Consider the following 12,710-nt stretch of genomic DNA (forward strand, 5'->3'; position numbering starts at 1 on the left):
TTCGGGCGGTGCGAGCCGGCCGACTCAGGACTGGGATGCTGCGGGGGGCGTGGGCCAGCCAGGGACGCCTTCTTCGAGTTGCACGCCGGCGCTGTTGTTGAAGCCGCACACCATGCGGTAGCAGCCCGACACGGCGAGCAGCTGGCACATGTCGGCGGCGCTGTAGTGCTGCGACGCTGCGGCCCAGGCCGCGTCGGACACGCAGTCGTCGGCACACAGATCGTCGACGAGCTGGAGCATGGCGGCCTCGGCGGGCGTCCAGTGGCCTTGGGATATGGGGCGCGTCGCGTAGTAGAGCTCTGCTTCGGTCACGCCGTCGACCAGCGCCACGAGACCGTGCTGGCCGAACGTGTACGCCGAGCCGCAGTTCCAGCACGTCCGCAGCACGGCGATCTCCACGTCTCGCCGGGTGAGTTCGTCTTCGAACTTCAGCAGGATGGTCTGGGAGAACATGCCCATCGCCTTGGAGACGAGGCGATTGTGCGCCATCGTCGCCCGCATGTTCACCACGTTCGCGGGCGACGTCTTCATTGCTTCGCGTGCGAGCTCGGCTGCCCACTCCAGGGGCTCCAGCCGCGGATCAGACGGTCGGGTGAAGTGCATGCTCCGAGAGTAGGGCTCGCTCCATTCACCCGTACATGTCGGTAGTTCATACTATTACTGAAGCCGAACACGGGTCCCCCGCCGAGCGTCCGACCTACGCTGGCAGCGTCCGGGACTGCCGAACCTCGGGTGAGGAGGCTGCCGTGAGCACGACGACCGCTGTTGATCACGGCGATGTCGAGCGCGACTTCGACATCTTCAGCGACGAGTACATCGCGGACCCATCGCGGGTCTGGGACGAACTGCGCACCGAGTGCCCCGTCGCGCACAGTGAGCGGAACGGCGGCGGGTGGATGCCCACTACCTGGGACGACATCGCGGCGGTGGCGTACGACACCGACAACTTCAGCTCCCGCGACAGCTCGGTGGCCCAGACGCCCGAAGGCGCGTCGTTCATCTCGGCCCCGCCGATCACGTCCGATCCGCCGTTCCATGCCGACGCCCGCCGGATGCTGCTGCCGTTCTTCTCGCCCAAGGCAGTGGAGGAGCTTGTGGAGGTGACGCGCAGCATCGCCCGTGAGCGCCTCGACGCCATCGCAGCCAAGACGGGGGCAGACCGGGGCGGTTCGGGAGTGATCGATGCCGCCGACGCCTTCTCCAAGTACATCCCGGTGCGCGTGATCGCCCGCATTTTGGGACTGCCCGAATTGGACGAGCCGATGTTCACCCGCTGGGCGGTCGCCGTGCTGCAGGCGACGCCCGAGGAGCATGACCACCGAGCCCTTGCGACCCGTGAAGTGCTGAAGTACTTCGGCGACCTCGTCGACGCTCGCCGTGAGGAACGTGCGGATGATCTTCCCTCGAAGCTGATCGACACGCCGTTGCCGAACGGCGACCCGCTTACCAACCGCCACATCATCGGTGTCGGTTTCCTGCTGCTGCTGGCCGGCATCGACACCACGTGGAGCTCGATCTCGGCCAGCCTGCTGCACCTGGCGACCCATCCCGACGACCGCGAACGCCTGCTGGCCGAGCCGGAACTGCTCGACTCGGCCATCGAGGAGTTCCTGCGGGCGTACGCACCAGTGACCATGGCACGGATCAGCGCCACCGACGACGCCGAGATCGCCGGCTGCCCGGTCCCCAAGGGCGACAAGGTGTACCTGCCGTTCGGTGCGAGCAATCGCGACCCCGCCATGTTCGACCGTCCCGATGAGGTCCTCATAGATCGCGCCCACAACCGGCACGTCGCCTTCGGCATCGGCATCCACCGCTGCCTGGGCTCGAACCTTGCCCGCATGGAGCTCAAGGTCGCGCTCGAAGAATGGCTCGCTCGCTTCCCCAACTTCGAGCTCGCCACCGACGCCGACGGCCGCAGCGCCGAATGGGGCGGCTCGCAGATCCGAGGCCCCCGCAACCTGCAAATCCGCGTCGGCATCTGATTCCCCGGCTTGACGCCGACATCTGGCGTCAAGCGACCAACACGCCAGCCCGTACCGGTTGCAGCTATCGCCGCGCTGACTGGTTGACTTCACTGCTCCAATTCCAGGGGTCCCGTGCCTCCAAATCCCCAGAAACCCGGGCTCCAATTCCCTGGATCCCGTGCCTCCGTTTTGCCAGATTTCCGGCCTCCGACTCCACAATTCAAGGCTCTGGGTGCGGACAGACTCGCGACCCTTGACAGCGGCGCTCAAGGCTGAGCGCTCTTGCGGGGACAGACCTTCGCCCGGCCGCCTCGGCGTTCAAGCCGGAGGTGCTCTGGGGGCCGTGCTGTCGCCTGTTGCGGGCGGCGCAGGAGCGCGCAGTTCGTAGCGGCCTGTGCAGGGCACCTGTTCGACGGTGTGGCCGTGGTCGTGGATCTTGTGGTGGCAGTCGTTGCAGACCAGCACGAGGTTGTCGTAGTCGGTCCGGCCACCGTGCTGCCATTCGATGATGTGGTGCGCCCGGCAGTAGTCGGGCGACACATCGCAGCCGATGCAGCCCTGGTCGCGGAGTGCGAGCGCGGCGCGCTGCAGATCGGTGGCTGTGCGGCGGCTACGACCCATGCGCAGATCGCCGGTTGCGTGATTGAAGATCGCCGGCAGCACCCGTGCATCGGCAGCGATGCGGCCGATCTCGCCGATGGGGATGGGGGTGCCGTCCGACAGACGGGCGTTGGTGAGCTGGTGGTTCACCGCGTCGTAGTCGGCCACCACCAGCAGCGAGGTGCCCGCGGGTCGTGCGGTGTCGGGCTCGAGGATCAGCATTGCGATCGCATCCGCAGTGCGCTGGGGGTGCGACGGTCGTGACTTGGGGTCCTCGTTGCTGTAGAGGCGCCGTTCTGCCGCGGCGATCACCGTCGCCAGTCGGGCACCGGTGACGGGGTCGAACTGGGCATTGAGCACCACCATGCCGTCGTGCCGGCTGGTGAAGATCTTCCCCGAACGCGCCTGACGCTGCCGCTCCAGCAGCGAGGCACCGTCATCGCTGCTCGCCTCAGCTTGATGGCGGGCGACCGTGCGGCGGAACTGGTCATACCCCTCACGCTGAGCCCGCTCAGCCAGCCATGCCTCGTCGATGGGCCCCTCGGTCGACGCGCGAGCGATCAGCTGAGCGTGCCCGTCGGGAATCGTGCCTTCCTCCAGGCCGCTGCGCGTCGCGTCGAGGTCGCCGAGCGCCACGCTGAGCTTCACATCGCTGCGCGCCGCCCGCCCCGGAATTCTCAGCGTGTCCTTGGCCGTCTGTTCAGCCGTAGCGGCGTCGGTACGGCGGGTCAGTTCCCGCAGTGTCTCGCTGCGCAGCGCCGCCAACGCCGACGTTGCCCGGCCGATCTCGGCCAGCCTGCGATGCAACGCAGCATCGGACAGCTCGGACACCGCAACCGCATCGGCCCTCACCTCGACACCGGCCGGTGCCTCATGCGTGGCCTCTGCAGCAGGGGAGTCGCTGCCGCCAACCCGGTCGCCGCCGCCCATTTCCATGAGAACAACCGTACGAAGGGGGTGTTACAAGTACCGTCGCTGAGCCGGATCCGAAGTCCACGCAGCACGACAACACGACTGCAGCAGATCGCCGCGACGGGGGTCCATCCGCATTCATGTCACACCGTGAAACTACGTTCGCGAACGGAGCACAGAGAAATGAACGAGATGCATATCGCGAAGGAGCGGGCGTGACTGAACTGCTCGAACTGGACCGGAGCCTCCGAGGCTGCGTGGACGACTCGTTCGATGACGGCTTGCTGTTGGAGTCCGAACTAGAGCCTGTCGCTGGGGCAGGAGCACCGGTCAAGCCGGCGGTCTACGAAGGCGGCCGTTACCAGCGCGACCGGCGTTGGGCCTCGCCCGATGACGCCGTTCCGCAGGACGTCATCGTGATCGACAACGTGCCCTCGCCAACAGACGGGCGCGACGAACATCTCAGGAATCACAGCCGCAGCGACCACCGCCACGAGAGCGTCGGCATTAATCCAAGTGTTGGTTGAAGAGCTGTACGCCGAAGCGACCGGGTTCAAGCCCTATGAATTTCAGCGGCGCGTAGCTGCGGAAGGCCTTCCGGAGCTGCTTCAAGTTCCGACGGGTTGTGGCAAGACGGAAGCCGTTGGTCTGGGATGGCTCTATCGCCGACGCCTGCACCCGGACGCCTATGTACGCACTGCCACTCCCCACTGGCTTGTCGTTGCGCTGCCGATGCGAACCCTCGTTGAGCAAACCGCCAATCGATTCGAATCGTGGCTCAAGCGCCTTGGCATGGATGGTGACATCGCCCTTCACAAGGTTCAGGGTGGAGCTGGCTGGAGCGATGACGACTGGCGGCTCAGCCCTGATCGTGACGCTGTGTTCGTTGGGACCATCGACATGCTGCTGTCCCGGGCCCTCAATCGCGGGTACGCCGACTGCCGCTGGCATTGGCCGATGGCATTCGGAGGATTCAACAACGGAGCGCACTGGGTGTTCGACGAGATCCAGCTAATGGATGTCGCCGCTCCCAACACCCGCCAGCTCCAATCCTTCCGTGACTCTTTCGGTACGGCTCTACCGACGTCGAGCACGTGGATGTCTGCCACTGTGGATGAGCGGCTCCTGTGCACGGTAGATCGGCCTGACATCGGGGCCAAGATCGAACTTGATGATCATGATCGCCGTGGTGCCCTGAGTCACCGTTTGGATGCGCTCCGGACCGTCTCAGAGATCACCCTGCCGGCGAAATGGCCGGAGCGAACTCTCGCAGATCACCTGATTGACCGCCACCAACCAGGCACCCTCACCTTGGCTGTGTTCAACACAGTGAACCGGGCGATCGATGCCTGGGAGGCGCTGAAGAAGCGCGACCCTGATGCCGACCTGGTTCTCTTGCATTCTCGTTATCGGCCCGCTGACCGGGAAGACCGCACGGCTGCAGCTCTGTCGCCACCGGGTCCGGCAGGAAAGATCGTTGTCAGCACGCAGGTTCTGGAAGCCGGCATTGATCTCTCGGCGACGCTCCTGTTCACCGAGTCTGCACCGTGGCCATCGATCGTGCAGCGCGCCGGGCGCTGCAACCGAGACGGCGCACGAAACGACGCTCAGTTGTTGTGGGCGATGCCGCCGAAGTCTCCGCCCTATGAGGAAGACGACGTGCACGCGTCGGCCGAAGCGCTTCGCTCGCTTGCCGGGGAACGAGTGTCGACTACCCGATTGCAAGACGCTGACGTGCACACAGCCGAGCGGATCACGCCAGTAATTCGGCGCAAGGATCTGATCGACTTGTTCGACACCACTCCAGATCTGAGCGGCAACGATGTCGACGTCGCCCGGTTCATTCGTGACCGAGACGATCGCACCGTGCAGGTGGCATGGCGCGAAATCGCCGACAATCAGCCTTCGGGGGCATCGCCGCGTAGGGGTGAACTCTGCGGTGTGCCGATTGCCGAACTCGGGCAGTGGTTGCGGAAGGGCAACTCGGCATGGTTCCTCGACCACTTGGCTCGCGACCGCGACCAGCCCTGGGCGCGATGCACCGCTCGCGACCTGCGTGACGGCATCGAGGTGGTGCTCGACGCGAGCAAGGGTGGATACGACTCGGAAACAGGCTGGAATCCAAGAAGCACCGAGTCGGTGGCCGTCGTCACACCACCCGACTCGGCGTCGGTTAGTGCTGGGTTGTCACCTGACGAAGATGTCGCGGTGGCTGACGAACCAGCGTCACTCGCTGATGCTTGGTATCCGCTGGCCGAACATCTCATCGATGTCGAGCGTGAGTGCACGACGCTGCTCGAGGCGTTTGGAACTGTCGGTCTGACCGCCGAGATGCAGCGTGCCGCAATCGTCGCCGGACGGCTACACGACATCGGAAAGGCATCGGAGGTGTGGCAACAGGCGGCGCTGGCAACTGCTAGCGATGACGAGCGAGCCGATCTTCAATCCGACGGCCCATTTGCCAAGACGGGCAACCGCAGGCCGTTGCGCTTCGATCCACCCTTCTTCCGGCACGAGCTTGCGTCGGCCTTGGCCCTGATGGGTGAGGGTGCGTCGGCATTGGGTGACCACCGAGAAACCGATCTAGTGATCTACCTCGTCGCGTCGCACCACGGGCGCATCCGTCTGTCGATCCGGCGGCCACCCGAAGAACTCGGCACCGATGATCGGGCCGTCACCACGCTTGGCATTGCGCCCGGGTCAGAACTTCCGGAGGTCAACCTTGGCGATTGGACGATTCCAGAGAGTCGTCTCAGGATTCCAACGGGGCACGATCGGTATGAGCGACGCGCGCTCGCCTTGCGAGACCGTCCTGACCTCGGCCCGCTCCGCTTGGCATTCCTTGAGATGGTCGTTCGCTGCGCGGATTGGCGGGCGAGCCGCAACGTTGGTCAAGCCTCATGAACAGGGTCCATTTGCACGGGTGCAGGGCCGAGCCCCTGCTTTCCTACCTAGCGGGCCTCGGGGTCGTCCGTTTGGTTGCAGAACAGCTCGATCCCGAAGTCTCGGCTCGATGGGATAGTGATCACTTGGTCATCGCTGGCTCGGAACTCGACGACGCGAAGCTGGTCGAGTTCTTCTCGGAGGACTACCGACCCACCCCGCTCATCGCTCCGTGGAATGGCCGCGGGGGGTTTCAAGACGGCATGGAGCGGCCTTCCGAGAAGATTGTGCAGAAGGTCGAGCGCGGCAATTCAGATCGGCTTGAGCCATACCGCAGTGCCATCGCGGCCGCTCGCGACATCTGGGAAGTGGCCCGCAGCCACCAGTTGCTCAAGGAAGGCAAGGTCCCCAGCAACCGAAAGGCCCAGTTCGTCGAGCTGTGCAGAGCGAGGCTCCCCGACGATGCGCTCTCTTGGCTTGATGCAACGGTGGTTCTCCTCGACGATGCCATCGCATTTCCCCTGATTCTGGGCGGTGCAGGCGGTGTGATGGGCAGTCTGGACGCGTCGTTTGCCTTCCTTAAGTATCTGGATGCCTCCGGACTCTTGGATGAGCAAGAAGGTGCTCCGGCGCGAGGCAGCAGCAAACAGGAGTACAGACAGTCCCTTCTTCGCCATGCCCTGTTCCGCGATGGCGATGTTGGACTCGTCAGAGACAGCAGCGGTCAGTTTGATCCTGGAGGCGTGGGCGGCCCCAACAGCTCGTCCACAGGTGTCGGCAATGAACTCGCCAACCCACTGAGCTTCGTGCTCGGCATGGAAGGTGCCATGGTCTTCGCCAGCGCAGCCTCTCGGCGGCTCAGCGCGGAGAGCTATGTCGGTGCTCGCACGGCCAGCATGCCGTTCACGGTCGCAGCGACGGCGGCGGCGTATGGCTCGGTGTCGACAGCCGAAGACCCAAGAGGCGAGCTGTGGGCCCCCTTATGGCGCGATGAGCTTTCGTTTCGCGAGATTCGACACGTCATGTCGGAGGGGCGATCCCAATGGGGCCGCGGCCAAGCCCGAACAGGGCTTGACTTCGTTCGAGCGACTGCGACGCTTGGCGTTGATCGCTCGATTGACGAATTCGTCCGATACCTCGTCAGCGTTCGTCATGGCCAGAACGTCCTAGCTGTGCCGATCGGACGATTCAGGGTTCGCGACCGGGCGAGGCCCGAGGCCGATCTCTTGCGCCAACTCGATGGATGGGTCGGCAAGGCACGATCCAACAGGGCACCTGCAGCGGTCAGGTCGGCGCTGAACGCTGTGGAGCGGGAGCAGTTCGCGGTGTCGACATTTGGTGGTGCTGCCCGTCTCCAGACGGTGCTTGCCGTGCTTGCTGAGGCGGAACAATCCGCGTCCCGGTCAGCCAAGTATCGGCAGGACCGACGTCTCGAACCGATTTCGGGGCTTTCGGCCGGAGAGTGGGTGCCGACGCTCAACGATGATTCCGTGGAGTTTCGGATCGCAGTAGGCCTCGCTTCCCTGCGCGATCGCATGTCTGCGGGGCGGCCTACCGCCGCGGAGGCTGTCGGCGGGAGCCTTCTGACGCTTCTTCGTCCGGTCGTCCGGACTCGATTCGGTTTGGGCTGGGCGAAGGGCGGGCCGAGAGTTCCGAACTTGGGCCATCGCCCGCTGTTCGATGTCCTCAACGATGTCGTGGGCGCTCGGGCTGCCCTTGCGTGCTCTGCGCGATCAAGAATCGAGGCTTCGGATCAAGTCGCAGGTCTGCCCTTCGCATTCGATTACGGGCTTGGCGTCGGCCTTGCTGACATCGGGCGTCTCCTGCATGGGCAGGTCAACGAAGAACGCCTAGGTGCGATTCTCAGCGGCCTGCTGCTGCTGGAATGGAAGGACTCCTTCAACGTCATCGGGAACGGTCTGGCTGTTGCTGATGATCCGGTTGCCCGACTCCATGCCGCGAGCGAGCCCACCTATGTAGTGCTCGCCCCCTTCTTCGCAGGGCGATTGCCGGTCGCGCCGACCGACGTAGAACCAAGACCCAACCGATCAATCGCGGTACACCCGCGACCCGAGTGGGTCGGAGCAGTCCGCACTGGGCATGCCCACGCCGCAGCACGATCTGCTGCGCGACTGCTGCGCGGGCGCGGCTGGAGGCTCATCGTCGACAGCTTCGAACGGTCCAATGTCGAGCGGGGCCGGTTGGCAGCGGCGCTGTTGCTGCATCTAGGCCGGGTCGACGGTGATCTGCGCCAGATTCGTTTTCTGCTCAACCACCAATGCACAGTCGGAACTCGCTGGGTTGCGAGTCGAGAGAGTCAGGAGTCAAGCAATGAGCAAACGTGAAATGCACGCGATCGAGTTGAGGGCCGTGCCCTCGGATCGGTTCCAACCCACCGGGTTCCCAGATTTGGGCGCAGCCAAGTTTGAGAAGCCGGTCGGCAACAGCGAGTGGGTCGACGCCATCCTCGTCGAATCGGCTCAGTCCATGGCGAATCGGTTTGAGGCCGTGGGCTGGAGTGAGGCACTCCAGGAGCCGGTATCAACGCTCAAGGGATTGCCATGGATCAAGGTCGTAGCCGAAGACGACGACCGATACTTGACGTCGAGCCGCACTGAGGCGCATCGACTGGCTTCGGCGTTCGTCAAGGAATCGATGAATGCCAAAGGCGAGGACATGGTCACCAGCCTCGGCGGCCTTCTTGAGCTGGCTGACGACACCCCTCTCGCGGCGAACCGCATAGCTGCTGCCATCTTCGCCTTGGACCCGCTGTGCCTGATCCACGGTGTCTTCTTTGCTGACGCGAAATGGCCTGGCCAGCCCAAGGTTGCCCGCGCACTCACCGGCTTCATCGAGGCTGTGGATGTCAAAGAGGCCTACTCCGGAGGTGTGAAGCGAGATGATGTTCGGCACAAGATCGGCGAAGGGGACAGCGGGTCCACTGAAGGGTACGGACACGTCCCTTACCACCGAACCGAGTACACCGCCCGCTCAATCACGCTGTATGTGTCGATCGACGTAGGGCAGATCGAGGCATATGGCCTCTCTCCGGAGGCAACAAACCTCTTGCTCGCCGTCGCCCGCTGGGAAGTCCGCACACTTCTTGACAGCGGTCTGCGTCTCCGCACAGCCTGCGAGTTCGAACCGCGACACGACAACGAGACAATCGAACTCGCTGACGGCGAAACCCTGGCGTCGGAGATACGAACCCTCCTTAGCGGGGGAATCCCCGAGTTCACCGACTCGTCTGAGCCTCCCATGATCGTCCGATGGTCGGATGGGAAGCGGCGCTCAAGATGACCACGGTTCTCCGGCTGGAGTTTCCTTGGGGTCGGTATCACGCCACTCCTTGGGGCCGCAATGTGAACGAGGGTCTGCCCGAGTGGCCCCCATCGCCATGGCGCGTTCTTCGAGCGCTGGTCGCCTCATGGAAGACCCGCTGTCCGAATCTCCCAGCTGAGGATGTCGGAGCGGCCTTGGGCCGGCTCGCTGGTGCGCCGACGATTCACGTCCCGGCGATGAAGCCTGCTCACCTGCGCCATTACATGCCTCAGATCACTCATCGTTCGGTTGGCAGGCGCTCTACGACGCTCACATTCGACTCGTTTGCTGTGATGAGCCCCAGCGCGTCGATCTTCATTGAGTGGGACGTCGACGTGGCGCCTTCGGCACGGAAGGCGCTCGACGAGATGGCACTCGGAATTCCCTACCTAGGCAGGTCCGAGTCGATCTGCAACGTGGCGTTGGTGCACGAAGTCGAGGACCGCGCCCCCGTCTCCTGGCGACCAGCAGCGAAAGACGATCCGACCGATGCTGAGATCCTGTGTGCCCAGCAGCCCCTCGAGTTGAGTGACCTGATGCAGAGTCCAGACATCGTCCGGAGAAACAGACGACTATTCCCCACAGGAAGCCACCTCGTGCGCTACCGGAAGACCGAGTCGGCAATGGCCCCGGCCACCGCCGATGACTGGCGACCGGCACACGCGGCAGTGCGGTTCGCAGTTCATCCTCGACCTCGACCGACGCTCGCCGATGCGGTTGTTGCGGGCGAACTGCTGCGACGCGCTTCACTCAGCAAGCACGGGGTCCCGTCCGCGACCCTCAGCGGCAAGCGGTCGACTGGAGAGCGGCAATTGGGCAGGCATGAGCACGCCCATTACATTTCTCTTCCCGATCAAGACCGAGCGGGACCATCGTCGCCGATCGAGTCGCTGCTCGTGTGGGCACCTCGACGGTTGAACGGCGACGAGTTCGCAGCGCTTGCCCAGATCGACTGGCTCCGCGCCGGCCGCGCCGTATCAGGCTTTCCGGACATCGCGGTGGCAGTTCAGAGCTTCGGAAACATAGATGAAGTCGCTCCCGAAATGGTCGGGCCGTCGTCCGTCTGGGCCTCGTGCACCCCGTTCGCACCGGGAAGGCACCCCGGCAAGAGGATCACGTGGCCCGATCACATAGCGGCCGAGATCGAACGCGAGCTAACGGCCTACCGCGACTACCCGTCTCCCGTTTCAGTCGAAGTGATTAACGGGGACGCGCGGCGATTCCGCAGGTATCGCTTGCCACCCAAGGAACGCCTGGCGAACAGCCGGTATGCCTCCATGGTCGAAATCCGATTTGCACATGCCGTCAGAGGCCCCATCGCCCTCGGCTCTTTGAGCCACTTTGGGCTTGGCCTCTTCAAGCCGATCGAGTAGATCCCTCGACGTGACTGACGTACCTGAGCTCGTGCCGGCCCGGATGGTCAACGAGTTCGTGTACTGCCCGCGGCTGTTCTACCTCGAATGGGTCCAGGCCAGATTCGAGGACAACGCTGACACGGTGCACGGCCGCTATGTGCATCGCAACGTGGACAAGGGCGGCGGACGCATGGGTGAGTCGTCGGAGGACGATCCTGTTCGCGACGCTCGCTCTGTGCTCGTGAGTTCCGAGCGTCTGGGCCTCATTGCGAAGACGGACATCGTCGAGGGTTCCGACGGCAAGGTCGTGCCAGTGGAGGTCAAGCGGGGCCGGCCGCCGAAGCACGGCCCCGCGTGGGAGCCCGAGCTGGTGCAGTTAGCCGCGATCGGGCTGATCTTGCGCGAGAACGGTTACGACTGTGACCACGGCCAGTTCTATTTCGCCTCGTCACGCGAACGCACAACTGTCGAGTTCGATGATCGTTTGGTTCACCGGACGCTCGACACCGTCGACCGGCTGCGCCAGGTAGCCGCTACCGATGACCCTCCGCCGCCGCTGGTGGACAGCCCGAAGTGTCCGCGTTGCTCGTTGGTGGGCATCTGCCTTCCCGACGAGACCAATTTCCACACCGGTCGCGTTGACGGGACCCCTCGACGCCTGACGCCTCGCGATTCGGCTGCGCGGCCGCTGTATGTCGGCCAGCAAGGCGCCCGGCTCGGCATCAGTCAGCGTCGGGTTGAAGTGAAGGTCAACCGCGAGGTGGTCAGCAGCGAGCGCCTGATCGATATCTCACAGATCAACCTCACCGGCAACGTGCAGGTGTCCACTCAGCTGCTCCACGCAGCGTTCCGGGAGGACATCCCGGTGTGCTGGTTCAGCTACGGGGGATGGTTCCAAGGGATGGCCCACGGCCTGCCGTCCAAGCACGTGGAACTGCGGCGGCGCCAGGTCGCCGTGGCAGCCCAGGCCGGCCTGCCGTTGGCACGTCAGATGATTGTCGGCAAGATCCGCAACTCCCGAACGCTGTTGATGCGCAACTCTCGTGAACCGGTGGACTCAGCCGTCGCGCAGCTGAAGGAGCTCACCGCGAAGGCTGCCGAGGCTGACTCGGTCGAGTCGCTGCTCGGGATCGAAGGCGCCGCCGCTCGCTCGTACTTCGGCAGCTTCGCAACGATGCTGAAGAATGATCGTCTCGGCACCTTTGACTTCAACGGGCGCAACCGGCGGCCTCCCCGCGATCCCGTGAATTGCCTGCTGTCGTTCCTGTACGCCCTGTTGGTCAAGGACCTCACCGCGGTGGCGTTCTCGGTCGGCTTCGACCCCTATTTGGGCGTCTATCACCGGCCGAGATTCGGGAGGCCGGCGCTAGCGCTCGATCTGGCTGAGGAGTTCCGCCCCATCATCGCTGAGTCAGTCGTCGTGAACGCCGTGAACAACGGCGAGGTGGCTGAGAACGGATTTGTCGTCCGAGCCGGGGGAGTGGCGCTGGAGCAGCCCGCCCGCCGAGCGGTCATCGCTGCCTACGAGCGGCGCCTCGACCACGAGGTCACTCACCCGACGTATGGCTACAAGATCACCTACCGTCGTGTGCTCGAAGTGCAGGCACGGATGCTCGCAGCAAGCATGCTCGGCGAGATTCCCGAGTACGTCCCCTTCATGACTAGGTAGAGC

The 12,710-nt window shown here is 64.3% G+C and carries 9 protein-coding genes; 7 read left to right on the forward strand and 2 right to left on the reverse strand.

All coding sequences use genetic code 11. The features are described 5' to 3' along the window. Positions 1–24: 24 nt before the first annotated feature. Positions 25–603, reverse strand: a complete 579-nt coding sequence (locus tag ACOGXD_RS09060; RefSeq protein WP_419914351.1) for a carboxymuconolactone decarboxylase family protein — start codon at positions 601–603, stop codon at positions 25–27. A gap of 143 nt (positions 604–746) precedes the next feature. Here ACOGXD_RS09060 and ACOGXD_RS09065 point away from each other — a divergent pair, with 143 nt between their 5' ends. Then, positions 747–1,985: a cytochrome P450 gene (locus ACOGXD_RS09065; RefSeq protein ID WP_419914353.1), complete on the forward strand. Its 1,239-nt coding sequence runs from the start codon at positions 747–749 to the stop codon at positions 1,983–1,985. Positions 1,986–2,285: 300 nt separating this feature from the next. Here the strand turns inward: ACOGXD_RS09065 and ACOGXD_RS09070 are convergent, their stop codons facing one another. Beyond that, complete coding sequence (locus ACOGXD_RS09070; RefSeq protein ID WP_419914355.1) at positions 2,286–3,503, reverse strand: HNH endonuclease; 1,218 nt, start codon at positions 3,501–3,503, stop codon at positions 2,286–2,288. A 191-nt stretch (positions 3,504–3,694) separates the two neighbouring features. On the opposite strand from ACOGXD_RS09070, the gene ACOGXD_RS09075 reads away from it, so the two are divergent. Genes ACOGXD_RS09075 through cas1 form a run of 6 tightly spaced genes read left to right on the forward strand, consistent with a single transcriptional unit; the run spans position 3,695 to position 12,707 of the window. After that, entirely contained in the window at positions 3,695–4,006 is a 312-nt protein-coding gene (locus tag ACOGXD_RS09075; RefSeq protein WP_419914357.1) for a hypothetical protein, read from the forward strand. Further along, on the forward strand, positions 3,996–6,383 hold the full coding sequence (locus ACOGXD_RS09080; RefSeq protein WP_419914359.1) for a CRISPR-associated endonuclease Cas3'': 2,388 nt from the start codon (positions 3,996–3,998) through the stop codon (positions 6,381–6,383). Before ACOGXD_RS09075 ends, ACOGXD_RS09080 begins: the two co-directional genes overlap by 11 nt. After that, entirely contained in the window at positions 6,380–8,707 is a 2,328-nt protein-coding gene (gene csx17, locus ACOGXD_RS09085) for a type I-U CRISPR-associated protein Csx17 (RefSeq protein ID WP_419914361.1), read from the forward strand. Before ACOGXD_RS09080 ends, csx17 begins: the two co-directional genes overlap by 4 nt. Position 8,708: 1 nt before the next feature. Next, positions 8,709–9,662 carry a type I-U CRISPR-associated RAMP protein Csb1/Cas7u gene (gene cas7u / locus ACOGXD_RS09090; protein ID WP_419914363.1) on the forward strand — a complete coding sequence of 318 codons (954 nt, stop codon included), beginning with the start codon at positions 8,709–8,711 and terminating at the stop codon, positions 9,660–9,662. Then, positions 9,659–11,056 (forward strand): type I-U CRISPR-associated protein Csb2, encoded by a 1,398-nt coding sequence (gene csb2, locus ACOGXD_RS09095; protein ID WP_419917382.1) that lies wholly within the window; start codon positions 9,659–9,661, stop codon positions 11,054–11,056. The genes cas7u and csb2 overlap by 4 nt, the downstream gene beginning before the upstream one ends. 10 nt (positions 11,057–11,066) lie before the next feature. Then, the gene (cas1, locus tag ACOGXD_RS09100) at positions 11,067–12,707 is read left to right on the forward strand and encodes a CRISPR-associated endonuclease Cas1 (protein ID WP_419914365.1); all 1,641 of its coding nucleotides are present in this window, start codon (positions 11,067–11,069) and stop codon (positions 12,705–12,707) included. Positions 12,708–12,710: the final 3 nt, after the last annotated feature.

It is taken from the genome of Candidatus Poriferisodalis sp., assembly GCF_965204125.1.
GTDB lineage: Bacteria > Actinomycetota > Acidimicrobiia > Acidimicrobiales > Poriferisodalaceae > Poriferisodalis.

What these genes read in the sequence shown, in the direction of transcription:
- ACOGXD_RS09060 (WP_419914351.1), bottom strand. Translation starts at nt 603, where the DNA reads ATGCACTTCACCCGACCGTCTGATCCGCGGCTGGAGCCCCTGGAGTGG.
- ACOGXD_RS09070 (WP_419914355.1), bottom strand. Translation starts at nt 3,503, where the DNA reads ATGGAAATGGGCGGCGGCGACCGGGTTGGCGGCAGCGACTCCCCTGCT.
- csx17 (WP_419914361.1), top strand. Translation starts at nt 6,380, where the DNA reads ATGAACAGGGTCCATTTGCACGGGTGCAGGGCCGAGCCCCTGCTTTCC.
- cas7u (WP_419914363.1), top strand. Translation starts at nt 8,709, where the DNA reads ATGCACGCGATCGAGTTGAGGGCCGTGCCCTCGGATCGGTTCCAACCC.
- csb2 (WP_419917382.1), top strand. Translation starts at nt 9,659, where the DNA reads ATGACCACGGTTCTCCGGCTGGAGTTTCCTTGGGGTCGGTATCACGCC.